Genomic DNA, 24396 nt, shown 5'->3' on the forward strand with positions numbered 1-24396 from the left:
AGTCAGTCCTCTTTCACCGGCAGCAGCGGACACCGGAAGTAGTCCGGCGGTCCACCGTCCGGTGGTCCCTCACTGATTGCGATGTGACCGAGATTGTAGTGGAAGAGGATCGACTCGGGATCGTCAGCCGGACCATAGCGGGTCAGGAGTGGTGGTGGGCTACCGTGGACGTCCAAGCCTACCTCAGTCCACTCGGCCACGTGGGTCCACCAGCGCCCCCCGTTGTAGTCGGGGTTCTCCGGTGCCGCCTCGGAAACGGGTAGCGTGCCCTCGGGGAGTTCCCCGGTGACGGGGTTCGTGATCACGAAGAACTTGTCGAGTGAGTTTTCGTTTGGATTCTTGATTTCACCAGTAACTTTCGTTCCCCACTGCTCACCGTCACCCCAGATTCGGGGACTGAAGTCAGGCTTTCCTTTCGCGGCGGTCGCGCTACCGGTCGCCGTGATACCGAGAAGCGCAGTACCCGAAACGACGGCTCCCGTGCGCAATACTCGTCGTCGCGAGATTTTCGATTGTAGCGTTGGTTCTGTTTCCATGGTCTCTCCCCAGCCATGCCGGGGTGAGAATATGACGCTCGCATACCTAATTGTTAATGAGCACTATTGTGAACTGAGTCTGGGGGAGGGCTACGCCAACCGGCGACGTATTGGCGGTTCGGACGCCCCCAGCCAGCATCAGGGGCGACTACGCTGCCGGGAGGACGACGGCGTCCTCGACGGTGACGCCTTCCTCGGCGGCGACGTTCTCGCCGGTGATCTGGTCGATAGCTTCGACTTTTTCGTCGAGTCCGACGACTTCGGACTCCTCGGAGAAGTTCAGCACGACGATGTACCGACCGTCCTCGCCATCGCGGGCGTAGGCGGTGACAGCGTCGTTGTCGCTCTCGTAGTCAACGGCCTCGAAGTCGGCGTCGACTTTGAGCGCGTCGATCTCTTCCCAGGTGCCGGCCAACTCGCGGTGGAACTCGCGGAGTTCTTCGTTGGTGTACTCCCAGTGGATGTGTCCACGACGCTGGCGTTCGCCGATCTCCTGGCCAGCGTAGACCATCGGAATTCCGGGAACGGTGAACGCGGCCGTCGCGGCCGCCCGGACGGCGTGCTCGCCGGCCTGCTCGATGTAGCGGCTCTCGTCGTGGTTCTCGATGTAGGTCAGGAAGCCGGCGTGGTCCGGGAAGCCGACCTTGTAGCGGTTGTCCAGCGAGTCGAAGATCTGGTCGGCGGGTTCGTTACCCTGGCCGATCTGGAGTAGGTCGAAGTACAGCCCGGCGTCGAAGTGGACGTCGAAACAGAGGTTGTGGAAGTCCGCGACGTAGGGGATCGTCTCGTCCATCAGCAGGAACTCGCTATCCGTGGACTTGGTGAGGTCGTGGATTTCCTGCCAGAAGGGACGCGGGACCGCCCACGCCATGTCACACCGGAACCCGTCGACGTATCCGGCCCACTTCTCGACGGCGTCAAGCAGGTGCCGGCGGACCTCGAGATTGTCGTAGTTGAAGTTCGCGATGTACGGCCAGTCGAAGTACGTGTCCGGCACGTTGTTTTCCTCGTCCTGCCAGTCGTACCAGTCGCGGTACTCCGGATCGCCTTCGACGGCGCGCTGGTAGAACTCGTGATCGCGCGCGGAGTGGTTGAGCACGAGGTCGAACAGGACCTTCATGTCCCGCTCGTGGGCTTCCTCGATGAGTTTCTCGAAGTCTTCCTCGCCGCCGAGATCGTCGGCGATGGAGTAGAAGTCCGTGATGTTGTAGCCGTGATCGAAGTCGTCGTTCTGCAGGACGGGCGTGAACCACAGCGTGTTCAGGCCGAGGCCCTTGATGTAATCCAGCCGGTCGGTGATCGCCTCGAGAATCGACTGGTCGTCCTCGGGCTCGACGAACCCGCGGACGTACAGTTCGTAGACGGACATCCCGTCGGTCCACTCCGGCGGCTCGTTGAGCCGGTCGACCCCGCCGTCAGGGTGGACGCTGACGGTGTCTGGGACGCTGTACTGGTGGCCGATCGCCACGCCGTGGACCCGGACGGGCTCTTCGACGGCTTCGACCGGGACGCGGAACTCGTAGCCGTCGATCTCGTACTCGTCGAGGTCGTCGCGATCGTCGACGAAGAACTCGACGTCGAGGTCTTCCTCGGGGGCGCCCGGCGCGGTCTTGGGGTGAGCCGTGATGACGACTTCGTCGCCGACCTGCTCGCCCGTGAGCGTGACCCGGGGGCGACCGCGCTCGCCGATGTCGCGGGAGATTCCGGAACCGGCACCGCTACCGCTCGCGCCCCGCCCGGAGATACCGGACATTCCGGAGACGCCCGAGATGCCGCTCGCTCCGCTGTAGCCGCTCCGACCTGGCTGGTGGGTGACCGACTTGTCGCTGGGGTAGACGCGCACGGTCAGTTTGTGAGTGCCGTCCGGGGCGTCCAGCTGGACAGTGTAAATGCCCGGCTCGTCCGGCGTGATGTACTCGATCGAATCGTCGCCGAGCACGACCGAACTGTCTTCAGGTGCGTCTGCGACCGACCACGTGTAGACCTCGTCGGGCACGGGATCTCGCGGGGCTAATTCTTGGGTCTCTCCGACTGCCATGAACCGAGGTGGGCCTGGATGGTGCATGTATCTGTATCAGCGGCGGCACCTTCAATCAATCTTCCGACATCGGCCCACAACGTGGGCGATATACAACAAATACAATATAAATATGAAGCGTATAAAATATTTAAAAGGATATTTATTCATACCGAAAAAGCAGCGATAAATCTTATTATCAATCGTTTAGTTCCCGTTTTTTTGCGTTTCAGGGCCTGATACTGCCGTGGTATCGTTGTTGAAATAAAACAACAACAGTTTTACGCGGAGATCCGCAATTTCACGAGAGAGGTAGTGCATATGGTGTCGGAAAACCTGGACGGACGGATCGCGTATTACACGATGGAGATCGGTATCGAAAACGACGTCAAGACGTACAGCGGCGGGCTGGGCGTTCTGGCGGGCGATACGATCCGATCTTTCGCGGACATGGGCGTACCAGCAGTCTGTGTCGCTCAGCTCAACGAGCGCGGGTACTGCAAGCAGACACTCGAGGAAGACGGGACACAGATCAGCGAGGAGGACCCCTGGCCGGTCGAGGAGTACTGTGAGGAACTCGACGTCGAGGTGACGGTCCCGATCTACGGTCGGGACGTGACGGTGACGGCCTGGAAGTACGACGTCGTCTCCGAACGCAGCGGCCACACGGTTCCGATCATCTATCTCGACACGAACGTCGAGAGCAACGATCCGGAAGCCCGGGAGTACACCCAGCGGCTGTACAGTCCCGGCTACGGCGAGGACGTCCAGTTGGCCCAGGAGATCGTCCTCGGGATCGGTGGGACCCGGATCCTCGACGAACTCGGCTACGAGGTCGACACGTACCACATGAACGAGGGCCACGCCGCCCTCCTGACGCTGGAGCTGCTGAAAGAAAACGACATGGACCCCGAGCCGGTCCGCGAGCAGACGGTCTTCACGACCCACACGCCGGTCGAGGCCGGTCACGACCAGTTCGACTGGGGGCTCGTCAACGAGGTCCTCGGGGAGTTCGTTCCCCAGGACGTCCTCAAGAAATACAGCCGCGACCAGGATCTGCACATGACCCTGCTCGCGCTGAACCTCTCGCGATACGCCAACTCCGTGGCCAAGAAGCACCAGGAAGTCTCCCAGAACATGTTCCCCGGGTACGAGATCGACGCCATCACGAACGGCGTTCACGTGCCCTTCTGGGTCGGCGACTCCTTCAAGGAGCTATACGACGAGTACGTCGAAGGCTGGCGCGAGAACCCCTACAAACTCAAGCACGCGTCGGTCATCCCGGACGACGACCTCTGGGAGGCCCACATGGAGGAGAAACGGGACACGATCGAGTTCATCAACGAGCGCGAGGACTCGGATCTCGATCCCGAGAAGCTCACGATCGGGTTCGCCCGGCGTGCGACCGCCTACAAGCGCGCTGACCTGATCTTCTATGATCACGAGCGACTGCGCCACATCGCCGAGAACGTCGGCGAGTTCCAGCTCGTGTTCGCTGGTAAAGCGTTCCCCGGCGACCAGGACGGGATCGGGAACATCCAGGGGATCTTCCACGACGCCTGGCAGCTCAACGACGCTATTAACGTCGAGTACGTCGAAGGCTACGACATGGAAGTCGGCGCGAAACTCACCTCCGGCGTCGACGTCTGGCTCAACAACCCCCGACGGCCGCTGGAGGCCTGTGGCACGTCCGGGATGAAAGCCGCGTACAACGGCATTCCCCAGCTCGGCACGCTCGACGGCTGGTGGGTCGAGGGCCATATCGAAAACGAGACTGGCTGGAAGATCGGTCCCGAACCCGAGGAGAGCGAGCCCGACGAGACCGCGGCCGAAGACGAGGACCGACAGGACGCGATGGACATGTACGACCAGCTAGAGAACACGGTCGTCCCGATGTACTACGAGGACCGCGAGAAGTGGACCGACATCATGCGCAACACGATGTCCTTCAACGGCCCGTACTACCACACCCAGCGCATGGTCCGTGAGTACCTCGACGACGCCTACTCCCAGTAGCACCGCTCTGGACCCTCCGTTCTCGTTTTCGCGTCGTATCGCGACGAGAGACTCGCTTTCGCGTGTAGCAGAACTGCCGCTGTGTGTTGGCCGGCCGCTTTTCGGTCGCCGTTCGCCCGTACAGAACCAACTGCAGGGTGCACAGGGGAACAACAGTCAGGACCTCCGACTTTACTGACAGCACGGAAGCAAAAATAAATATACTTATTGTACAGGAGGATGCACGTGTTATTCACATCGAGTACATGAACACGTCAGTCACCAGTCTCCTCCTCGGCGTCACCGGCGACGGACAGTCAGGAGACGAGGACGGAGACGACCCATCGACGGCGCCGCCAGCAGAGCACGCAGAGTCGGTGGAGGGGGGGACTGAGCCGGACTGTGATCCGGAGGAACTCGCTCGTCTTCGCGAGGAGGCGGCCGAGCTTCGGGACGAGCGAGACGCGCTCCGGGAGGAGCGCAATCGGGCACGGGAGCGAGCCGACCGTCTGGAGGCGTCGATCACTGCGACGGCAGAGACGATGGAGCGGGCGATCGACGGCGATCTGACCGTCCGGGCCGAGATAGGCGCGGAAGATCCGGCGGCACAGGATCTCGAAGCCGTCTGCAACGAACTGATCGGAGAGTGGGCCGAGTCGATCCGCCGCGTTCGTGAGTTCAGCCAGCAGGTCAGCGGCGCCACGGAACAGGTCGCCTCGACGGCCGAGACCGTCCGCGAAAAGAGCCGGGCGGTCAACGAGTCGATCCGCGAGATTTCGGCCGACGCCGACCGTCAGCACGACCACATCGAGGAAGTCGCTAGCGAGGTCGAAGACCTCTCTGCGACCGTCGAAGAGGTCGCATCGTCCGCCGAAGAGGTCGCCAGCGCGGCAGAGGTCTCCGCGGATCGCGCCCAGTCCGGCGGCGAAGCTGCGACGGCGGCCCTGGATGACCTCGAAGCGATCGAGTCGACGACCGAAACGACCCTCGAGAGCGTCGAGAGCCTGGCCGAGTCGGTCGGTGACATCGAGTCGATCGTCGAGGTGATCGACGACATCGCCGAGCAGACGAACATCCTGGCGCTGAACGCCTCGATCGAGGCCGCCCGCGCGGGCGAGGAGGGCGCCGGCTTTGCGGTCGTCGCCGACGAGGTCAAGAGCCTCGCCGGGGAGACCCAGTCCGCGCTCGAGGACATCGAAGGGGCGATCGACGCGGTGCGCGAGGAGGCCGACGAGGCCGCCGCCGACATGCGGGAGACCCGCGACCGGGTCGGGGCCGGCCGGGAGACGATCGACGAGGCGCTCACTGCGCTCGAGGACATCGTCGACGACGTCGAGGAGGTCTCCGGGCGGGTCGGAGAGATCAGCAACGCGACGGAATCGCAGGCCGAATCCACCCAGCAGGTGGCCGTCATGGCCGAAGACGTCGGCGAGATCAGCGAAGAGACGGCAGAGACCGCCGACGAGGTCGCTGCGGCCGCCCGCGATCAGACCAGCGTCCTCACCGAGGTCCAGACGGCGACGAACACGCTCGCCGAACGGACTGAGACGCTGATCGACTCTCTGGACGACTTCGAGACGGCCCGCAGCGCGGCCGACGCCGACAGCGCCACCATCGAGATGTGGCACGCGATGAGCGGCCAGAAAGGTGTCTTGCTCGAGTCGCTGGCCCGCGAATTCGAGTCACAGTACGACGGCGAGGTCTCGATCGAGCTGACCGCGAAAGGGAGCTACCGCGGAACGCTCAATGCGACTCTGAACGCCGTCGAAAACGGCCGGCCACCGGCGATCGCCCAGATCTTCGAGATCGGAACCAAGCGGGCGATGGACAGCGGCGGGTTCGTCCCGGTCGAGGATGTGCTGCCCGCTGACTTCGGCGCGACCGATCTGCTCGATCCCGTCCGCTCGTATTATACGACCGACCGACAGCTGTACTCGCTGCCTTTCAATTCCTCGACGCCAGTGCTCTGTTACAACCGAACGGCGTTCGAACGCGCGGGGATCGATCCCGACAGACCCCCGGAGACGTTCGACGCCGTCCGGACGGCCGCGAGTGATCTCGTCGACGCGGGCGTCGCCGATCACGGGATCTCCTTCGCCAACTACGCCTGGTACGTCGAGCAGTGGTTCGCCCAGGCCGGCCAGCCTCTCGTGGACAAGCGCAACGGTCGGGACGGCGACGCGACAGAGGCGCACTTCGACAGCGAAGCGGGACGCGTGCTCTTCGAGTGGTGGCGCGAACTCGAAACCGACGGGCTCTATCACAACCCCGGGATCGAAGCGCGCGGAGAGGCCAAATCCGCCTTCCTCGATGGAACGGCAGCAATGCTCGTCGCGTCGAGTTCGTCACTGGCAGGAATCGAAGAGGGCGCGCGCGAGGCCGGATTCGAGCTCGGAACGGCCCCGATTCCGGTCGCCGACGAGCGAAACGGGCTCGTCGTCGGCGGGGCCTCGCTGTGGGTCCCCGCCGCGATCCCGCGCGAGCAACAGCAGCTCGCCGGCGAGTTCCTCGCGTGGCTCGCCGAGCCCGCTCAGCAGGCTCGCTGGCACCGCGAAACCGGCTACTTCCCCATCAACCATCGGGCGGTTGACGCGTTGCGCTCGGACGGCTGGTTCCGGGAGAACCCGCATTTCGAGACCGCCCTCGAAGAGCTGCTCGCGAGTTCCGACATCCCGGCGACCAACGGTGCCCGGATCGGCCCCTTCGATACGGTCCGGACCCTCGTCGAAGAGGCCTACCTCGACGCTCGCGATCACGGGATCGAGACGGCACTCTCCGACCTCGACGCGCAGGTCGAGCGACTGCTGGAGAACTACCGGAGTCGGTGACCGAACCCCGGAGTGATCGAGAACGCAAGCAGTTTGGCGCTCGCTGGTGAACCACTGATCGTGTCCGAGCACTACCAGACGGTCGCCGGGCGAGGACGCGCGCGCTTCGAGATCAGGGGCTCGGAGTTCATCGGCCACGTCGCGCCCGCGACGACCGTCGACGCGGCCGAGGCGTTCGTCGAGTCGATCCGCGAGGAGTACGACGACGCGACCCACAACGTTCCGGCCTACCGCGTTCGGGCGGATCCGCTTCGCGAGTACCAGAACGACGACGCCGAGCCTTCCGGCAGCGCCGGCAAGCCCGCCTTGAACGTCCTCGTCCAGCGCGAGATCGAGAACGTCGTCGCCGTCGTGACGCGCTATTACGGCGGGACGGAACTCGGCGTCGGCGGACTGGCCCGGGCGTACTCCCGGGCCGTCAAGGAGGGCGTCGACGACGCCGGCGTCGTCACCGAGCGCCCACACGAGCGCTTCGAGATCACCGTCGAGTACGACGACAGCGGAACGGTGCGGGGCATTCTCGAAAGCGAGGGCGTCGAGTTCGAGGCCGAGTACGGCGAGGTCGTCGCCTTCGCAGTGCGAGTGCCCGAATCCGACGCGGCCACGCTCCGCGACCGGATTCGAAGCGCTACCAGCGGCCGCGCCGAGATCGCCTCATAGAGACGGGTCGCGAGCGCTCGGTGGTAAGACGAGCCGAGATCTTCCGATAGCGAGACGCATCGGGATTATCCGACTGCGGGCGGACCGCTTGACCGGGAACCGCCGGCGTCGACCGAAGTCCGATAAAGGTAGGTGGGAGGACAGCGACAGTCCGAGTATGCGAGTAGATATCGGAAACGCACTGGACCGAGTTGCGACGCCGGGTGTCCCGGAGGACGCGCTGGACCGTCTCGACGACCGTGTCGCCGACGCCCACGCCCGTATCGAGGAGGGACGTGCGAAAAACGAGCACGGCTACGAGGCGCTGAACTTGCCCGAGACGGTCGACACCGACGAGATTCGGGCGGCTGTCGAGCCGTTCGAGGACAGCGAGTACCTCCTCAACGTCGGTATCGGCGGCTCCGCGCTGGGTGCGGCCACGCTTTCGGCCGCGCTCGACAGCGACGTCGAGGCGTACTATCTGGACAACGTCGACCCCGAGTGGGTCGAGTCGATCCTCGGCGACGTCGACCTCTCGAAGACGGCCGTCAACGTCGTCTCCCGGTCGGGGACGACCGCCGAGACGCTCTCGAACTTCCTGGTCGTCCGGGACGCGATGGAGTCCGCGGGCGTCGACTGGACCGAACGCACCTGGGTCACCACCGGCGAGGAGGGCAACCTCCGGGACCTGGCGAACAAGCACGACCTGCCGTCGCTGAAGGTGCCGGACGGCGTCCCCGGCCGGTTCTCGGTGCTCTCGACGGTCGGGCTGGCCGCCGCCGCGCTGCAGGGTCACGACATCGACGCAATCGTCGAGGGCGCTGCGGCCGCCGAGGCCGATCTCGCGCCGTCGCTGTACGAGTCGCCGGCCTACGCGTACGGGGCAGTCGCATACGCGCTGGACGTCCGCGGCGCGGGGATCAACGCGATGATGCCCTACGAGGAGTCCCTGGAGACCTTCGCCGAGTGGTACGCCCAGCTGTGGGCCGAGAGTCTCGGCAAGGACGGACTGGGACAGACGCCCGTCCGCGCACTGGGCGCGACCGACCAGCACTCCCAGCTGCAACTGTACCGGGCCGGCCCGAACGACAAGATGGTCACGTTCGTCCGCGCGGCCGACCGCGAGGACACCCCCATCCCCGAGACCGACCTCGAAGGGCTCTCGTATCTCGGCGGGTCGTCGCTGGGCGAGTTGCTCGACGCGGAGTTCGAGGCGACCGAGGCCAGTCTCGCCGCCGCGGACCTGCCGAACGTCCGGATCGAGATCGACAGCGTCGACGAGTACGGCCTGGGTGAGTTGCTCTACAGCATGGAAGCCGCGACCGTTCTGGCGGGCGAACTCTACGACGTCGACACGTTCATCCAGCCGGCCGTCGAGTGGGGCAAGAAGGCTGCCCGCGGACTGCTCGGTGGCGGGGACTTCGAGGAAGCCGACGCCGTCGCGGACAAGACCACGCTGACAATCGAATAGCCACGCGAGACACTTCGACGGCATTTTTATATCAGTCGTCCGAAACAGCGCTCGATGGGAACGCCTTCGCCCGCGATTTCGACACGTGCGCTGACCAAACAGTACGGCTCGACGACCGCCGTCGACGGGCTGTCGCTTTCCGTTCCCGAGGGGGTGACCTACGGGTTTCTGGGTCCGAACGGGGCCGGGAAGACGACGACGATGCGGATGTTGACCGGGCTGGTCGAACCGACTGATGGCGACGGGTTCGTCGCCGGCACCCACTGCAGCGAGCGTCGGCAACTCGTCGAGAAGATCGGACTGTTGCCGGAGGAGCCGCCGCTGTACAGCGAACTCACCGGTCGCGAGCAACTCCAGTTCGCGGCCGATCTTCGGGGCGTTCCCTGGGAGCGTGTCTCCGATCGCGCGCTCGGCCTTGCCCGAGAGCTCGATCTCGACGGTGATCTCGACCGGCGGATCGACGGCTACTCCAAGGGGATGCGCCAGAAAACGGCGTTCGTTCAGGCAGTCCAGCACGATCCCGATGTGGTCTTTCTGGACGAGCCGACCTCCGGTCTCGATCCGCGTGCGGCTCGAACCCTCAGGGAGCTGATCGTCGAGCTGACCGACGACGGGACGACGGTGTTTCTCTCGACGCACATCCTGTCGGTCGTCGAGGAAATCGCCGATCGAGTGGGAGTACTCTACGACGGGCAGCTGGTCTCCGAGGGGTCGCCCGCCGAACTCACCGACGACGTGGACAGCGACGGCGACGCTGACCTGGAAGAGGCGTTCCTCGAGCTGACCGACGAGCCGGCGGCTGCCTGGTGACATGCGGGGGGAAACTATGGCGCACGTCAGAGACGATCTGCGACACGGCTGGACGCTCGCACGGACAGAGTTGCGTACCCAGCTCCGGCGACTCCGATCGGACAGACGACGCTTGTTCGCGGCGGTCGCCGGTGTGCTCGGGTTCAGTCTGTTTCTTGCGGTGAGCTTCGTACCCGGCGCGATCACGTTCGGAAGCGAGTTCAGGAGCACGGTCCCGCTCGGGACGGCCGGCGTAGCGCTGTGGGCCGTGACAATGGTCGTCGCGTACTTCGGAGCGGCGAACGGGTTTAACCAGTCCCAGATCGGCACGGTCGAGCCGCTGGCACGGACGTCGATCCCGCCGCGAGCGGTCTCGCTCGGACGGATCCTCACACAGACGGTTCAGTCTGCCTGGATCATCGTGCCCATCGGGGCCCTGTTGCTGGCGGGGGTCGCGATCGGCGGCGGCCCAGCTGTCGCCGCGGTTGTGTTGGTCGCCGTCCTGCCGCTGCTGGCGATCGGGCTGGTCGTCGGACGAGCGATCGGCACGCTCGCCCGGTACGCCAACGAGCGTCTACAGGTGTCGCTGTGGGTGAAAGCGATCCTCCTGCTCGGGTTGCTGGGCGCGATCTTCCTGGGCACCCAGGTGCTGCTCAATTCGCGGTACGAGAGTGACGTCCAGTTCGCTGTCGGACCGATCGTCCCCGGGACGCCGCTGCAGTCCTACGCAGCCGTCATCTTCTCGCCGTTCGGAACGACGCCGGGGCCGCTCGGCGTCGCCGTCACGGGGGTGGTCTTCGTGGCGATCCCCGTCGGGGTACTCGGGGCGCTCAGACTCGAAACGCACGTGCTCGTTGCCGATCTCGGTCGCGACGCGGCGACGGCCGGCCGCGTCGAGGAGAGTTACGGCGTCCCGCGTCTGTTCGAGATAGCGCCCTCCGCCCGCGTCGCCTGGCGGTATCTCGTCCGGACGCGACGTGATCCCCGGATGCTCGCGCACCTCACGCCGCTGCTGTTCGGTGCGTTCGGGCTGGCCGGGTCGGCGTTCCAGGATCCTGGCGTGTTGCTCACGGTCGGTCCCGGTGCGGCAGTCGTCACCGGGGCGGTCCTCGCCGGCAGCGCCTACTGTTTGAATCCGCTCGGCGACGACCGCGAGCAGCTTCCGTTACTGCTAACCAGCGCGCGTTCTGTCGACGTCATGCTTCGCGGTCGGATGCTGGCCGGCGTCGCCCTCGGTCTGGTCGTCGCGATCGGTCTCGGGGCACCGCTCGCGCTGGTCGAATACGGTCCGGGATACGTCTTCGGACAGTCGCTGCTCGCGGTCGTGTTGACTGCAGCGAGCGTCGGGATCGCCGTCGGGCTCGGCGCGGTCGCCCCGAAGTTCGAGCGTCGAGAATACATGAACGTCGAGCGTGCTCACCCCTCTCAGTGGGCCATGCTGGGCTTTTTCTTCGGCGGCATGATCGTCGGAGGGATCGGGTTTCTGTTGCTCTGGCTGACGCTGTCGGGCGAGTACGTGCTTGCGGTCGCGTTCGGCTGGCTGCTGTACGTGACCGTCCTCGGCGTCGCGTCCTGGGGTGGGTATCGCTACGCTGTCGGACGGTTCGACGCGTTCTCGCTCGACGATATGTAAGGATCGGATAGCCGAAAAAAGCCGACTACTCCTCGATGAGCCGATCGACGATCGCCTCGGGGTCGAACCGTTCGAGATCGTCGTAGTCCTGGCCCGTCCCCAGAAAGAGGATCGGCTTGCCGGTGACGTGGGCGATCGAGATCGCCGCACCGCCCTGGGGATCGGCGTCGGCTTTCGTGAGGATCGTGCCGTCGATCTCCGCGGCGTCGTCGAACTCTCTGGCCCGGTTGACTGCGTCCTGTCCGGCGACGGCCTCGTCGACGAACAGCGTCATGTCGGGCTCGATCACGCGGTCGATCTTCTCCAGCTGGGCCATCAGGTCGTCGCTGGTGTGCAATCGCCCGGCAGTGTCGCCGAGAACGACGTCCACGTCGTTGGCCTCCGCGTACTCGACTGCGTCGTAGATGACGGCCGTCGGGTCCGAGCCCTGCTCGTGGGAGATGAACGTCCGATCGAGGTTCTCGGCGTGCTCGCGGAGCTGTTCGTTCGCGCCGGCACGGTAGGTGTCGCCGTTGGCCAGCACCGACGAATTGCCATGCTGTTCGAGATAGTGGCTGAGCTTCGCGATCGAGGTCGTCTTCCCGACGCCGTTGACGCCGGTGAAGATGATCACGATCGGCTTCTCCGCCTCGGCGATCCGCTGGTCGAAGTCGAACTGGCCGACGCTGATCACGTCGTACAGCGCTTCGCGCAACGCGTCACGGACGAGGTTCCCGGTCGATTCGAGTCGTCTGCGGGTCTCGCCCGTGAGGTTGGCTTTGACCCCGTCGAGGATCTCCTGGGCGACCTCCATCTCGACGTCGCTCTGGAGGAGTGCGATCTCCAGGTCGTCGAGGTGGTCTTGCAGGTCGTCCTCGTCGATGACGGTCTTGCCGGTTGCGAACAGCTTCGCCCTCTCAGCCAGGCCGCGACCCGACGATTCGTCGTCGTCCGACGCGTCTTCGTCGGCCGGCGGTTCGTCTTCGCTCGACGCGTCTTCGTCGGCCGGCGATTCGTCCCCGGCCGCTGATTCGGCAGTCGCTTCGTTCGGGGACGCCGCCGTCCCTGCCGAGGTGTCAGCGGCCACCGTGCCGTGGTCCGTCTCACCCGCGGCTTCGTCGGGCCTGCCAGCCGAAGACGCGCCTCGCGTGGCTGTCTCCGCCGGAGATCCATCCCGCGTCTCTTCCTTCGGGGACTCCTCGGGTTTACTCGGGTCGCTCGTGGGGTCTGGCGGCGCGTCCGCTGGCGACGAAGCGGTCTCGGGTTCCGCGTCCCCGTCGACGGCTGCTTCGTCAGCACCCTCGTCGACCTCTCCGTCGGCCGCCGCTTCGTCGACCTCTTCGACGGCCTCCTCGTCGACGTCTTCCTCGACGTCGCTGCTGAAGCGCCCGAGTTTTTCCTTCAGTCCGTCGAACATCGCCTACTCTTCGTCTTGCTGTTGCTGCATCTGCTGCATCTGCTGCATCTGCTGTTGCTGGAGCTGCTGCGCGCGCTGCTCGAGCTGCTCGCTCTCGGATTCGATCTCGGCGATCTCTTCTCGGACGTCCTCGATCCGGTCGTCGATGGCGTCCTTTTTGGTCTCCAGCGTCTCGATGGCGTCGTCCTGTTCCTGCTCGGCCGCGTAGTCCGCACCGAGTCCGACGATCACTTCGTCGATATCCTGAATCTCCGCGCGGACGTACGCGCCGCCGCCGAGGGGGACCTGCACCGTCGAGCCGGTCTCGAGGGTCTCGATCGCCTCGATCGCCTCGTCGGTCTCGGCCTTCTCGGTCTGCAGGTCCTGGATGTCCTCTTCGAGCTCCTCTTTCTCCTCTTCGAGTGCCTCGATCGCCTGTGCGATCTCCTGAAGCTGACCGCCGCCGGCGCCACCACCGAGGCTCATGCCTGCACCTCCGTGATCTCGATCTGGGTGCGTTTCAGCGCGTGCTTGGATCCGAACTCGGCGTAGGTGCGCTCGATCGCGACGTCCTCGTTCGGTGCCTCGATTGCCGTCTCGAAGTTCTGCTGACCGTCCCGCGCCTGGAACGACCCTTGAACAGTAAACGTGCTCATGGTCGGGTGGTAGAGAGTCAAGGGGAAGAATCTTCCCATCCACTTTCCTGCTGAGGGGGCTTCGCGGTGCTGTGGAGTGTCCCATCCGCAGGAGTGTGGACGAAAACCTGGGTATCGCGGGGATAGCGCTCGGTCCTGTTAATACCGATGGCTATACAATTTCGAAATGATTAGGCACGATGTCGTGCCGGACATCTTTACGAACGCATAGCCACCGGTGTAAACCATCCTGAACAGCCACTACCGATCTACCAGCGTCTGCGCGAATCGCGGATGAGCAAGCGCTGCGCTGAAGCGCGGGGATGGAGTCACCGGCCATCGAGCGGCAGGTGAGTAACGGAAGTCGCGAAAAGCTGCGCCTAGATGTAGCCGAGCGCGTCCTCGATCCGGCCGAGTTCTGGGCCGGTCGTATCCTGGCCGGCGACGTAGCCGGCGTCGTTGGCGAGCAGTCCAGAGCCGACGAGCGAGGCGCCGTAGTTGATCGTACCGATGTCCGCGGGCACGTCGAACAGTGCTTCCAGTGCGTCGAGTTCGCCGTCCGTGGCCTTCGGATGTGCGAGCACTCCCCTATTGGTGACGACTGCGGCTGTCCCGACGGTCTCGACGCCGGCGATGAGACCCCGTTCGATGGGCACGTCGAGTGCGTCCTTGACCGCGAGTACGGCTTCCCGCGAGAGGTCGGGGTGGACGTACGCGCCGGCGTCGTTGGCCAGCACGACGTTGCCGGCGGCGTTGATCCGGCCCGGGAGTTCGACGACCGGTCGATCGATCACCCCGGCGATCCGATCGCGCTCGCGGTCGGTGATCCGGCTGCTGACGAGCAAGCCGTTTTGGTTGCCGGTGGCTAACGCGCCGACCGTCCCGGATCCGCCGACGGTCGTCTCGACGGCCGAGACGTCGAGCGCGTCGGTGACAGTCGCGATGAGATCGGCGTCGAGATCCGGTCGGATGAGCAGGCAGTCGTCAGTGGCACGGGCGAAGACACCGACGTACGACGACCCGGAGAAGGCAGCGCGGGGCACGCTCTACTCGGCCGGCTCGGCCTCGACGACCGCCTCGCCTTCTTCTTCGAAGCGAGCGGCGCGAACCCGAAGTTTGCTCGGCGGCTTCGAGCGGCTGCGCGACCAGACCGCCTCGTTCAGCGATGGATCCAGCCGAACGGCGTCTTCCGGGACGGCGAACTGCTTTGCGAGGTGTTCGCGCATGATCGCCATCGCCTTGTCCGCCCGTTCCTGTTTCGGTGCTGCTTTCGCGTCGCGAAGCGGGACGGTAACGACCCGCTCCTCGAAATCACTCGCACTCATTATTCGTCAGTGTCGCTGCGCCGCCAGTGGCGTCGCTTGGGGTTTCGCTGCACGTCCCGGTCGGTCTTCATGACGACCCACGCCGGAACACGGCTGTTCTGTCGCTCCAGTTTCGCCAGGCGCTTCTTCTTGCCCTTGGATTTCTTGCCCATAGTGTCAGACCCTTCCGCGTGGCTGCTTAAATGTGTGTTCCTTTTCGGTCGGCCCGGTGTCGGTTGGTGGTCTCGCGTTTCCGCACAGCCAGCATGTCGCACGCCAACTGCCCACGGTGGAGTGGAGGTCCCATCTCGCTATCTAGTTTGAAAACTGGGAGGATGGATCTATGTAGGTCGATAGACGATAGTCGAGTCGATGCGGCGTCGAAGATTCCTCACGACGGTGGCGACCGGGGCAGTCGTCGGCACGGCCGGTTGTATGGGCGGCGAGGTCGTCTTTGCGAAAAACGAGTCGGTGATCGTTCCGCCGGACAAGGGGGCGATATTCGAACTTCCGGCGGAGGGCGACGAGATCGAATACACGGCGCGCGATGACGAGCCCTTCACGGTGTACGTCTTCGAGAGCGAGCAGGCGATCGAGGCGTATCGCACGTATATCAAGGGCGGTGAGCCTGACGAGCGACCGACGGGGACCGACTCGTTCGGCGGACAGGCGATCAAGCTCCGGGACGACCTCTACGAGCTGTCGACCGAAGACCGGGCTCGGGAACCGCTGAACGTCGACGGAAACGCGTATTTCGTGCTCGATAACTCGAACTACCAAGACGCGGTATCGGCCCATTCGGACTCGCTGTCCATCCAGCTCGACCTGACGGTCGTTTCGAGTACGCTGCCGATCTGATCGTGGCTGTGATACCGCAGGAGCGATAGTGATTGTTGTACGCCCCTTCCGGGTCGACCGCACGGTGTCGTCCTGTCGAACGGCGTGAGACAGGGCCGGAAGTCGAGTGAAGCGAGTCTGCAGGTGCGGTTGTACCGGTACATCGGTACAGCACTCATTATCAGTTGGAGTCCCGAGCAGTTGCGGATGGACGGGGCGACGGCGAGCCGGCTGCCCAGACAGCCGAACCGGAGAGACCGGCCCGCAAACGGGCGCGAGCGACTTCGAGACCGGTCGGAAACGGGAACGCTTATAAACTCCCCTCTGGAATACCAGTCCTGTATGGCAGACCTAATCGTCAAAGCCGCTGTCAAGGAAGCGCTCAATGACATGAATGTTGCCTCGGACTTTTACGATGCCCTCGACGAGGAAGTCGACGAGCTGCTCGAAGACGCCGCTCGTCGCGCCGAGGCTAACGACCGCAAGACGGTCCAGCCGCGCGACCTGTAAGTCGCCACATCGGACCTCGTTTTTTCGGCGTGCTGGTTCCCCAGCGATAGCTCTCGCTCCGTATCACCGACCGTCGTCGTGGACGTACTCGAGTGCCCGGTAATACTGTTCTCTGTCGACGCGCTGCTCTAGTTGCTCGAGTCGCTCGCTTACTCGCTCCGGAGTCATATCAATACATTCATTATAGAAAATTATAGTTTTTGCGGCCCCACGCCACAACGGCGATGTCAGGGGCTGACCTCCCCCTACTCGACACAGGCCGACAGCAACCGTCGGAATCGACACGGGTCGACAGCAACCGTCGGAATCGACACGGGTCGACAACAGTCGTTGGATAATTAAGACAGTTGGACGGAAACACGATAGCATGGACGTGATCGTACATGGTGGGGCAGGCTCCCAACCGGACCGGCCGTCCGAGAGACGATCGGCGCTTAAAACGGCGGCCAGACGCGGTTCGGCGGCCGCGTCTCCCGTAGACGCGGTCGTCGCCGCTGTCCGCTGGCTGGAGTCGGCGCCGGAGTTCAACGCGGGCGTCGGGAGCGCCGTCCAGAGCGACGGGACGATCAGAACGGACGCGGGAATCATGACCGGACGTGGCTCGGCAGGTGCGGCCTGTTCGATGCCCGGCGTCGAACACGCTGTGGAGGTCGCGCGCGTCGTCATGGCCTCGACACCACACGTCCTGCTGGCCGGCGAGCACGCCGTCGATCTGGCAGCGTCGTTCGGGATCGAGACGCACGTCGACCTCTGGACCGAGCGCACTCGGGAGCGCTGGAACGAGGTCGAACCACCGATGACGGGAACTGGCGACCAGCTCGCCTGGGTCCGGGACCATTTCACGGGACACGACACGGTCGGCGCTGTCGCGACGGACGGCGAACGCGTCGCGACCGCGACCTCGACCGGTGGCCGGTGGTTCGCGCTGGCCGGCCGGGTCGGCGACGTCCCCCAGATCGGAGCAGGCTTCTACGCGAGCGAAGCCGGCGGAGCCAGCGCCACCGGTGCCGGGGAAGACATCGCTCGCGAGACGCTGGCCAGACGCGCTATTCATCGTCTCGAAGAGGGGGCGGACCCGCAGACTGCCGCCGACCGAACGATCGCCGAGTTCGACGACACCCACGACAGCGTCGCCGGCGTGATCGTGATGGACACAGACGGCAACGCCGGACGTGCTCACTGCGGTGAGTCGATGCAGACCGCGAGAGACAGTTTCTGAGAGTGGCTGTTGTAAGTCTGTTCCTGGTCGATCGCCCGGTGACGGGCGATTGTACCGGTCGATCGCTACAGCAGTCACTGTGATGCGACACGAATACGGACGGCAGCGAAAGCGGAACACAAACGCTTTCGGTCGCGCGGATCGAACGCTTTCGACATGAGTGAGGTCGACCTGACGAGCGAACAGTACGAGAAGTGTCGCGAGGCCGGCGAGATCCTCGCGGAGGTACGCGACGAGGCCGCCGAGATGGTCGAAGTCGGTGCGTCCCACCTCGAAGTCGCCGAGTGGGCTGAAGACCGTATCCGCGAACTCGGCGGGGAACCCGCGTTCCCGGTGAACATCTCGATCGACGAGGAGGCCGCTCACGCGACGCCGAGCATCGACGACGACAGTACCTTCGGAGAGGAGATGGTCAACCTCGACATCGGCGTCCACGTCGACGGCTGGCTGGCCGACACGGCCGTCACGGTCGACCTCTCCGGCCACGACGAACTGGCGCGAGCGTCCGAGGAAGCGCTCGACGCCGCCATCGAACTGGTCGAACCCGGCGTCGAGACCGGCGAAATCGGCGCGGCCGTCGAGGAAGTCATCGACGGGTACGGCTTCAACCCCGTCGTGAACCTGACCGGCCACGGACTGGGCCACTGGGAGCAGCACACGACGCCGAACATCCCGAACCGTGCAGTCTCACATAGCACGACCCTCGATATCGGCGACGTGGTAGCGATCGAACCGTTCGCGACCGACGGAAGCGGCAAGGTCAGCGAAGGCGGCGACGAGGAGATCTTCGCCCTGGACAGTGAGGGATCGGTCAGAGACCGGACGGCACGCAAGGCACTCAATCAGATCGTCGAGGAGTTCAAGACGCTCCCGTTCGCCACCCGATGGCTCGACGTCTCCCGGCCGAAGATGGCGCTGCGCCGTCTCAAACAGCAGGGGATCGTCCACGGCTATCCTGTGCTGAAAGAGGACGACGGATACTACGTCAGTCAGAAAGAACACACGATCATCGTCACCGAAGACGGCTGTGAAGTGACGACACGATCACGGTAATCGGCCCCGTCGACTCTAGATGTTGTTCATCCGCACGGCCGTCTGCTCGCCACAGGCGAGACACTCCGTGACACGATAGGGCTCGCGCGAGAACTCCGCGTTGTCGGATCGATCGCTCTCTGTCACGAGTTGCAGTGTGATAGAGTGAACCGTTTCCCGCCCACAGTGCTCACAGAACTCGGATCGCTCGGTGCGTGCCCCCGCTTGCGTTGCCATCGTAGTTGCCAGTTCCGCTGTGAGGGGTATAAAAACGATCGACTGTTCCGCACTGTTTACGACGTAACCACCAGACAGAAACCGGACCGATAGTTACCGGCTGAGAGATCCGGAAACCGTTTATCGCTCTCCCATATCCCGTTTGGACGAGATTGCTGAGAAAACGGCCGACAGGTTTAAATATCCGGTTCGATCGCCGAGCGGCACGCATATCCGTCGGGCTGCCGGAGCGACACACATGGAGCAGGTGTTCGCGCCGTGGCGGATCGAGTGGGTGAAACGCCCGCACGACGACCCCGACGTCGACGAGTGCGTGTTCTGTGAACTGCCGACCCTGGGAGACGACCGAGGGTACCATCTGGTCGCCCGGAGTGACCACGCCTACGTCCTGTTGAATAACTACCCGTACAATCCGGGTCACGCGATGGTGATCCCCTACGAACACACGGGCGCGTACGAGAAGCTGGATCCCGAGGTACTGTTCGATCACGCCAGACTGCAACAGCGAACCGTCGAGGCGATCGAGACGGCGCTCGACCCCGACGGGCTGAACGTCGGAATGAACCTCGGCGGGAGTGCTGCCGGCGGCTCGATCGACGACCACCTCCACACCCACGTCGTTCCACGCTGGGACGGCGACGCGAGCTTCATGACCGTCATCGCCGAAACGAAAGTCATCGTCGAGGCTATCGAAGACACCTACGACCGGTTACACGAGGCGTTCGCCGCACAGGAAGGCGCGACCGTTCCGGCAGAGGGTGGGGCCGTCGAGATCGAGACGACGTCGAAGCCGATTTGATCGTCCGCCTCGAAGCCGGCACCGATGTCGACGTCCCGTCGGACAGCGTTGCGCCGAGTCGGGCTACTCGTGCTCGTGATCAACGCGGGCCTGGTGCTCGCGAAGGGAGCCGTCTGGTGGTACACGGGCAGTCTGGCGGTCCAGTCGGAGGCCGTCAACAGTCTCGCGGATACCGTCTACAGCGTCGTCACGGTCGGCGGTCTCTACCTGACGACCCAGCCCCCCGACTTCGAGCATCCACACGGGCACGAGCGGATCGAACCGTTCGTCTCCCTGTTCGTCGCGCTTGGTGTCTTCGCGGCCGGGATCGGTGTCCTCTACCAGGCCGCCCGGACGGCTCTGACCGGCGACGTCTCCGTCACGCGTAACTTCGCAGCGGTCGCCGTGCTCGCGGGTACTGTCGTCGTCAAGTACGGTCTCTATCGGTACGTCATCGCTGTCGGTCGGGAACACAGTTCCCCAGCGTTACGGGCCACCGCGATCGATAACCGTGCGGACGTTCTCACCGCGAGCGCGGCGCTCGTCGGGGTCGTCGGTGCCACGCTGGGGTATCCGCTGCTCGACCCGATCGCCGCGTTCGTCGTTGCGTTCGGGATCCTCTACACCGGCGTCGAGATCGTCCAGGACAACGTCAATTACCTGGTCGGCCGGGCACCGCCGGCGGATCTCCGCAAGCGGATCGTCCGACGCGCGCTCGCACACCCCGACGTAGAAGGGGCACACGACGTGATCGCCCATTACGTCGGCCCCGAAATCGACGTGAGCCTCCACATTGAGGTCGAGGGCGACCGCACACTCCGGGAGGCCCACGACATCGAGACGGCCGTTATCCAGTCGATCCAGGCGCTGCCGGAAGTCGACGACGTGTTCGTCCACGTCGATCCGAAAGAACTCGGCGAGTGGAAAGACGACGAGGAAGTCAATCGGCTGGTCGAGCCGGGGGAGGAGTGACGGCCGGTCACGACGCGTGGCTCGGCCCGCCAGGACGGCTGACCGACCGGTCAGGATTTCGCAAAAACTAAACACGCAAGCGCGAGACGGACAGGCGTGAGCGAGGGGACGAGACTCGCGGACGCGGACTGGAAACACCGGGTGTTGATCTGGAAGTTCTACCTCTACCGGGCGACGCTTTCGGAGGGATTCATCTACCCGATTATCACGCTCTATCTCCTCGCGCGGGGGCTGAGCGATGGGGACGTCGGACTGGTCAACGGGCTCTTTTTCGCCGGCGTGGTCGGAGCGGAGATCCCGACGGGTTACGTCGGCGACAAGATCGGGCGGCGAAACAGCCTGATAATCAGCACGCTCATGATGTCGGTGTCGATGTTCGCGTTCACGGTCTCCGGATCAGTACTTTCGTTCGCGGTAGTGTACGTCTTCTGGGGGGTCGCGCTGACGTTCCGCTCGGGGACTGGGTCGGCGTACCTCTACGACACGCTTGACGAGCGGCTAGACACCGACGAGTACGCGAAGATCACCGGCCGCGGTGGGGCAGCGTTTCTCGTCACCTCCGCAGTCACCTCGGTCGTCGGCGGCGTCCTCTATGGGATCGACCATCGGATCCCCTTTGTCGCCGCCGGCCTCGTCACCGGATCAGGTGCGCTCGTGTTGCTCACCATGCCCGAGACCGAGCAGTACGCCAAGGGCGACGGCGGCAGCGCGTTCTCGGCACGCGACGCCGTCGAGACCGTCCGCGAGAAGTTCCTCGCGCCGGAGCTCCGGCGGTTCATCGCCTACACCGCGCTCCTTCTGTCGGTCCCGGAACTGGCTGACCTGTACATCCAGCCGATCGTCGTCGCGGCAGGCGTTCCCGAGCAGTCGCTCGGGTTGCTGTACGCCGGCTTCATGCTCGTGACGGCGGTCGCCTCCTACAACATCGATCGCGTTCGCCGGCGGGTCGGGATCGAAGGCTGGTTCGCGGCCGCACCGCTTCTGATGGCGGCCGTGCTCGCCGGCATGCTCGTCGAACCCTGGCTCGCGATTCCGGGCTTCATCGGCATGCGGATCGTCAAGAGTCTCTCGTATGCCTTCCGCGGGCAGCACCTCAACGATCACCTACCCTCTCTCGGACGGGCAACCGTCCTCTCGACGGCGTCGATGGTCTATGGCGTTTCGTTTATTGTCTTCCGCATCGGCGGCGGTTCGCTCGCGGAAGCGTTCGGACCGAAACTCGCGATCGTCGGCCTCGCTGTGGGAGTCGCGGTGCTGACACAGTTGCTCCGGATCAGCGGCGACATCGTCGTCAGACCAGAAACGTAGTGGTTGGCGCAACAATCGAGAATGACGGTGGAATTATACGTTTTGAGCGTATCTAGGGGTGCATGGGCGCGCCGCTCCGGGTGCTCGCGGTCGAACCCGAGGATCTGACCCCGAGCGCGGTGTCACTCTCGCAGATCGACGGCCGACTGGAAGTCGACGTCGAATTCACCCCGGAGCGTGCGCTTGAGGCGCTCAAGGAGCGGTCGTTCGACTGTGTCCTCAGTGCGTACGACCTCCCGGACAGCGATGGAGTCGAGTTCCTCTCGATGCTCAGAGATGTCTATCCAGACGTTCCGGTCGTGTTCTATCCGGCTCGCGGGTCCGAGCGCCTCGCGAGCGACGCGCTCGCGGCCGGCGCGACGGACTATTTGCCGCGGCGCGACGAAGCGATCCATCTTTCGAAGGTCGCCGATCGACTCCAGAAGGTCTGCCAGCACTACCGCGGGCAACGGGAGCAGCGAGCGATCGCCCAGCGCTACGAGACGCTGCTGGAAGACATCTCGGAGACGGTGTTCGTCACTGACGACGATGGGGCATTCACGTACGTCTGCCCGAACACCAGTCACGTGTTCGGCTACACGGCAGACGAAGTGAGCGATCTCGGAACGGTCGACGCGCTGTTCGAAGAGTCGCTGTTCGATCAGGAGACACTGGAGAATCGCGGTGAGATCGAAAACATCGAGACGGAAATCACGGGCGCGACGGGCGACCGCCGGACAGTGCTGGTGAGCGTAAAGCGAGTCGACGCCGAGGACGGGACGACGCTCTACACGGTGCGAGACGTCACCGAGCGCGAGCGCCGCAAGCGCGAGTTGCGCCAGTACGAGCGGATGATCAACACGATGCAGGAGTCAGCCTGTATCTACGACGAAGACGCTCGTTTCAAGGTCGTCAACGAGTACCTGGCCGAGTTCTACGATACGGCTCGGGATGATCTCGTCGGCAAAAAGAGCAACCTCGTTCCCAAAATCAACGCGCAGTACGACGGCGATGCGTTCGGTGAACTGTTTACCGGCGAGCGCACGGAGCTCTCGGGGGAAGTCGCCGGGGAGTTCCCGACCGCCGGCTATCAGGTACTCGACTACCGGCTGACACCGCTGACCGTCGATGGCGAGGTCGAAGGCGTCGTCGGCGTAACTCGCGAAGTGACCGAACAGCGTGAGTACGAACAGCAACTCGAAGAGACCAACGCGCTGCTTTCGGCGCTGTTCGAGGCGCTGCCGGTGGGTGTGCTCGCCGAGGACGAATCGCGCCGCGTGCTCGCGGCGAACGAGCGGTTTTTCGAGTTGTTCGACATGCCCGGAGGGCCGGATGACGTCATCGGTGTGGACTGCGAGCGACTGGCTGAAGAGGCAAGAGACATATTCGTAGACGAGGCGGAATTTCTCGAGGGGATCGACGAACGTATCGACGCACGCGACCCCGTCGACAGCGAAGAGCTGGTGCTGGAAGACGAGCGCACGTTCGCACGGAGCTATCGACCGCTCGAACTACCCGACAGCGACGGTCACCTGTGGATGTATCGCGACGTCACCGAGCAGAAAGAGCGCGAGCAGACGCTCCGGCGCGAGCGCGACCGGCTCGACGAGTTCGCAAGCGTCGTCAGCCACGACCTCCGAAACCCGCTTCACGTCGCCCGTGGGCAACTTGAGTTGGCCAGCGAGGACTGTGACAGCGAGCACCACGAGACCGTCGTGGAGGCGCTCGACCGAATGAGCACCCTGATCGACGACCTGCTGATGCTGGCCCGAGAGGGCGAGCAAGTGAGCGAGCGCGAACCCATCGATCTGGCAACGCTCGTCGAGAGTTGCTGGCAAAACGTCGAAACGAACAGCGCGACCATGCAAGTCGCGATCGACCGGACCGTCAGCGCCGACCGCAATCGACTTCGACAGCTGTTCGAGAACCTGTTCAGAAACGCTGTCGAACACGGGTCGACAGAGCCCGATACTGACACTCACTGGGGTGGCCTCGTGCGTGGCTCCACGGATACCGACGCCCAGGCCGGCCAGGATGTCCCACGCCAGGGCGTCACGATCACGGTCGGAGAACTGGCAGACGGCTTCTACGTCGCGGACGATGGCCCGGGAATCCCGCCGGAAGACCGCGATCGCGTCTTCGAAGTCGGCTACTCGACCATCGACACGGGGACTGGATTCGGGTTGAGTATCGTCGAGCGGGTCGCCGACGCCCACGGCTGGGACGTCCACGTGACCGAGAGCGAGGCTGGCGGCGCGCGGTTCGAGTTCACCGGCGTCGACTGGGTATGACGAAAATTCGC

Annotated in this window: 23 protein-coding genes; 14 read left to right on the forward strand and 9 right to left on the reverse strand. The window is 64.3% G+C overall.

What is annotated here, in order from left to right; translation table 11 throughout:
- Positions 1-2: 2 nt before the first annotated feature.
- Positions 3-536, reverse strand: a complete 534-nt coding sequence (locus OB916_RS03745; RefSeq protein ID WP_315907943.1) for a hypothetical protein — start codon at positions 534-536, stop codon at positions 3-5.
- A 148-nt stretch (positions 537-684) separates the two neighbouring features.
- The gene (gene malA, locus OB916_RS03750; RefSeq protein WP_315907944.1) at positions 685-2601 is read right to left on the reverse strand and encodes an alpha-amylase MalA; all 1917 of its coding nucleotides are present in this window, start codon (positions 2599-2601) and stop codon (positions 685-687) included.
- Between the two features lie 273 nt (positions 2602-2874).
- On the opposite strand from malA, the gene glgP reads away from it, so the two are divergent.
- The 6 genes from glgP to OB916_RS03780 all read left to right on the forward strand — a co-directional run bounded on the left by glgP (position 2875) and on the right by OB916_RS03780 (position 11908).
- Positions 2875-4569 (forward strand): alpha-glucan family phosphorylase, encoded by a 1695-nt coding sequence (glgP, locus tag OB916_RS03755; RefSeq protein ID WP_315907945.1) that lies wholly within the window; start codon positions 2875-2877, stop codon positions 4567-4569.
- 245 nt (positions 4570-4814) lie between these two features.
- Positions 4815-7376: an extracellular solute-binding protein gene (locus OB916_RS03760; protein ID WP_315907946.1), complete on the forward strand. Its 2562-nt coding sequence runs from the start codon at positions 4815-4817 to the stop codon at positions 7374-7376.
- 60 nt (positions 7377-7436) lie between these two features.
- Complete coding sequence (locus OB916_RS03765; RefSeq protein ID WP_315907947.1) at positions 7437-8036, forward strand: IMPACT family protein; 600 nt, start codon at positions 7437-7439, stop codon at positions 8034-8036.
- Between the two features lie 157 nt (positions 8037-8193).
- Positions 8194-9486: a glucose-6-phosphate isomerase gene (locus tag OB916_RS03770; RefSeq protein WP_315907948.1), complete on the forward strand. Its 1293-nt coding sequence runs from the start codon at positions 8194-8196 to the stop codon at positions 9484-9486.
- A gap of 54 nt (positions 9487-9540) precedes the next feature.
- Entirely contained in the window at positions 9541-10296 is a 756-nt protein-coding gene (locus tag OB916_RS03775) for an ABC transporter ATP-binding protein (RefSeq protein WP_315907949.1), read from the forward strand.
- Between the two features lie 16 nt (positions 10297-10312).
- Positions 10313-11908 (forward strand): hypothetical protein, encoded by a 1596-nt coding sequence (locus OB916_RS03780; protein ID WP_315907950.1) that lies wholly within the window; start codon positions 10313-10315, stop codon positions 11906-11908.
- Between the two features lie 25 nt (positions 11909-11933).
- Here the strand turns inward: OB916_RS03780 and ftsY are convergent, their stop codons facing one another.
- The 6 genes from ftsY to OB916_RS03810 form a co-directional block, all read right to left on the reverse strand.
- Complete coding sequence (ftsY, locus tag OB916_RS03785) at positions 11934-13304, reverse strand: signal recognition particle-docking protein FtsY (RefSeq protein WP_315907951.1); 1371 nt, start codon at positions 13302-13304, stop codon at positions 11934-11936.
- A gap of 3 nt (positions 13305-13307) precedes the next feature.
- Positions 13308-13769 carry a prefoldin subunit alpha gene (gene pfdA, locus OB916_RS03790; RefSeq protein WP_315907952.1) on the reverse strand — a complete coding sequence of 154 codons (462 nt, stop codon included), beginning with the start codon at positions 13767-13769 and terminating at the stop codon, positions 13308-13310.
- A complete protein-coding gene (gene rpl18a / locus OB916_RS03795) occupies positions 13766-13939 on the reverse strand; it encodes a 50S ribosomal protein L18Ae (RefSeq protein WP_315907953.1) in 174 nt (57 codons plus the stop codon). Before rpl18a ends, pfdA begins: the two co-directional genes overlap by 4 nt.
- Positions 13940-14298: 359 nt before the next feature.
- On the reverse strand, positions 14299-14961 hold the full coding sequence (locus OB916_RS03800) for a translation initiation factor IF-6 (protein ID WP_315907954.1): 663 nt from the start codon (positions 14959-14961) through the stop codon (positions 14299-14301).
- Between the two features lie 3 nt (positions 14962-14964).
- Positions 14965-15243 carry a 50S ribosomal protein L31e gene (locus tag OB916_RS03805; protein WP_229112703.1) on the reverse strand — a complete coding sequence of 93 codons (279 nt, stop codon included), beginning with the start codon at positions 15241-15243 and terminating at the stop codon, positions 14965-14967.
- Positions 15243-15395: a 50S ribosomal protein L39e gene (locus OB916_RS03810; RefSeq protein WP_229112704.1), complete on the reverse strand. Its 153-nt coding sequence runs from the start codon at positions 15393-15395 to the stop codon at positions 15243-15245. Before OB916_RS03810 ends, OB916_RS03805 begins: the two co-directional genes overlap by 1 nt.
- Before the next feature lie 199 nt (positions 15396-15594).
- Between OB916_RS03810 and OB916_RS03815 the strand changes: the two genes are divergently transcribed.
- The 4 genes from OB916_RS03815 (at position 15595) to map (ending at position 18841) form a co-directional block, all read left to right on the forward strand.
- Positions 15595-16080: a hypothetical protein gene (locus OB916_RS03815; protein WP_315907955.1), complete on the forward strand. Its 486-nt coding sequence runs from the start codon at positions 15595-15597 to the stop codon at positions 16078-16080.
- Between the two features lie 321 nt (positions 16081-16401).
- Positions 16402-16569 carry a DUF1931 family protein gene (locus OB916_RS03820; protein ID WP_315907956.1) on the forward strand — a complete coding sequence of 56 codons (168 nt, stop codon included), beginning with the start codon at positions 16402-16404 and terminating at the stop codon, positions 16567-16569.
- A 367-nt stretch (positions 16570-16936) separates the two neighbouring features.
- Positions 16937-17788, forward strand: a complete 852-nt coding sequence (locus OB916_RS03825) for an isoaspartyl peptidase/L-asparaginase (RefSeq protein WP_315907957.1) — start codon at positions 16937-16939, stop codon at positions 17786-17788.
- A 156-nt stretch (positions 17789-17944) separates the two neighbouring features.
- The gene (gene map / locus OB916_RS03830; RefSeq protein ID WP_315907958.1) at positions 17945-18841 is read left to right on the forward strand and encodes a type II methionyl aminopeptidase; all 897 of its coding nucleotides are present in this window, start codon (positions 17945-17947) and stop codon (positions 18839-18841) included.
- 15 nt (positions 18842-18856) lie between these two features.
- On the opposite strand, the gene OB916_RS03835 is transcribed toward map, so the two are convergent.
- A complete protein-coding gene (locus OB916_RS03835; protein ID WP_315907959.1) occupies positions 18857-19057 on the reverse strand; it encodes a DUF7835 family putative zinc beta-ribbon protein in 201 nt (66 codons plus the stop codon).
- A 238-nt stretch (positions 19058-19295) separates the two neighbouring features.
- Between OB916_RS03835 and OB916_RS03840 the strand changes: the two genes are divergently transcribed.
- The 4 genes from OB916_RS03840 to OB916_RS03855 all read left to right on the forward strand — a co-directional run bounded on the left by OB916_RS03840 (position 19296) and on the right by OB916_RS03855 (position 24385).
- Positions 19296-19856, forward strand: a complete 561-nt coding sequence (locus OB916_RS03840; protein ID WP_315907960.1) for an HIT family protein — start codon at positions 19296-19298, stop codon at positions 19854-19856.
- 24 nt (positions 19857-19880) lie between these two features.
- Positions 19881-20807, forward strand: a complete 927-nt coding sequence (locus OB916_RS03845) for a cation diffusion facilitator family transporter (RefSeq protein WP_315907961.1) — start codon at positions 19881-19883, stop codon at positions 20805-20807.
- Between the two features lie 96 nt (positions 20808-20903).
- On the forward strand, positions 20904-22115 hold the full coding sequence (locus OB916_RS03850) for an MFS transporter (protein ID WP_315907962.1): 1212 nt from the start codon (positions 20904-20906) through the stop codon (positions 22113-22115).
- Between the two features lie 62 nt (positions 22116-22177).
- Positions 22178-24385 (forward strand): PAS domain S-box protein, encoded by a 2208-nt coding sequence (locus tag OB916_RS03855; RefSeq protein WP_315907963.1) that lies wholly within the window; start codon positions 22178-22180, stop codon positions 24383-24385.
- Positions 24386-24396: the final 11 nt, after the last annotated feature.

It is taken from the genome of Halapricum hydrolyticum (assembly GCF_025517535.1).
GTDB lineage: Archaea > Halobacteriota > Halobacteria > Halobacteriales > Haloarculaceae > Halapricum > Halapricum hydrolyticum.

What these genes read in the sequence shown, in the direction of transcription:
- OB916_RS03780 (WP_315907950.1), top strand. Translation starts at nt 10,313, where the DNA reads ATGGCGCACGTCAGAGACGATCTGCGACACGGCTGGACGCTCGCACGG.
- OB916_RS03805 (WP_229112703.1), bottom strand. Translation starts at nt 15,243, where the DNA reads ATGAGTGCGAGTGATTTCGAGGAGCGGGTCGTTACCGTCCCGCTTCGC.
- map (WP_315907958.1), top strand. Translation starts at nt 17,945, where the DNA reads ATGAGTGAGGTCGACCTGACGAGCGAACAGTACGAGAAGTGTCGCGAG.
- OB916_RS03760 (WP_315907946.1), top strand. Translation starts at nt 4,815, where the DNA reads ATGAACACGTCAGTCACCAGTCTCCTCCTCGGCGTCACCGGCGACGGA.
- OB916_RS03835 (WP_315907959.1), bottom strand. Translation starts at nt 19,057, where the DNA reads ATGGCAACGCAAGCGGGGGCACGCACCGAGCGATCCGAGTTCTGTGAG.
- OB916_RS03825 (WP_315907957.1), top strand. Translation starts at nt 16,937, where the DNA reads ATGGACGTGATCGTACATGGTGGGGCAGGCTCCCAACCGGACCGGCCG.
- ftsY (WP_315907951.1), bottom strand. Translation starts at nt 13,304, where the DNA reads ATGTTCGACGGACTGAAGGAAAAACTCGGGCGCTTCAGCAGCGACGTC.
- rpl18a (WP_315907953.1), bottom strand. Translation starts at nt 13,939, where the DNA reads ATGAGCACGTTTACTGTTCAAGGGTCGTTCCAGGCGCGGGACGGTCAG.
- OB916_RS03855 (WP_315907963.1), top strand. Translation starts at nt 22,178, where the DNA reads ATGGGCGCGCCGCTCCGGGTGCTCGCGGTCGAACCCGAGGATCTGACC.
- glgP (WP_315907945.1), top strand. Translation starts at nt 2,875, where the DNA reads ATGGTGTCGGAAAACCTGGACGGACGGATCGCGTATTACACGATGGAG.
- OB916_RS03810 (WP_229112704.1), bottom strand. Translation starts at nt 15,395, where the DNA reads ATGGGCAAGAAATCCAAGGGCAAGAAGAAGCGCCTGGCGAAACTGGAG.
- malA (WP_315907944.1), bottom strand. Translation starts at nt 2,601, where the DNA reads ATGCACCATCCAGGCCCACCTCGGTTCATGGCAGTCGGAGAGACCCAA.
- OB916_RS03815 (WP_315907955.1), top strand. Translation starts at nt 15,595, where the DNA reads ATGCGGCGTCGAAGATTCCTCACGACGGTGGCGACCGGGGCAGTCGTC.
- OB916_RS03745 (WP_315907943.1), bottom strand. Translation starts at nt 536, where the DNA reads ATGGAAACAGAACCAACGCTACAATCGAAAATCTCGCGACGACGAGTA.
- OB916_RS03770 (WP_315907948.1), top strand. Translation starts at nt 8,194, where the DNA reads ATGCGAGTAGATATCGGAAACGCACTGGACCGAGTTGCGACGCCGGGT.
- OB916_RS03820 (WP_315907956.1), top strand. Translation starts at nt 16,402, where the DNA reads ATGGCAGACCTAATCGTCAAAGCCGCTGTCAAGGAAGCGCTCAATGAC.
- OB916_RS03775 (WP_315907949.1), top strand. Translation starts at nt 9,541, where the DNA reads ATGGGAACGCCTTCGCCCGCGATTTCGACACGTGCGCTGACCAAACAG.
- OB916_RS03845 (WP_315907961.1), top strand. Translation starts at nt 19,881, where the DNA reads ATGTCGACGTCCCGTCGGACAGCGTTGCGCCGAGTCGGGCTACTCGTG.
- OB916_RS03840 (WP_315907960.1), top strand. Translation starts at nt 19,296, where the DNA reads ATGGAGCAGGTGTTCGCGCCGTGGCGGATCGAGTGGGTGAAACGCCCG.
- pfdA (WP_315907952.1), bottom strand. Translation starts at nt 13,769, where the DNA reads ATGAGCCTCGGTGGTGGCGCCGGCGGCGGTCAGCTTCAGGAGATCGCA.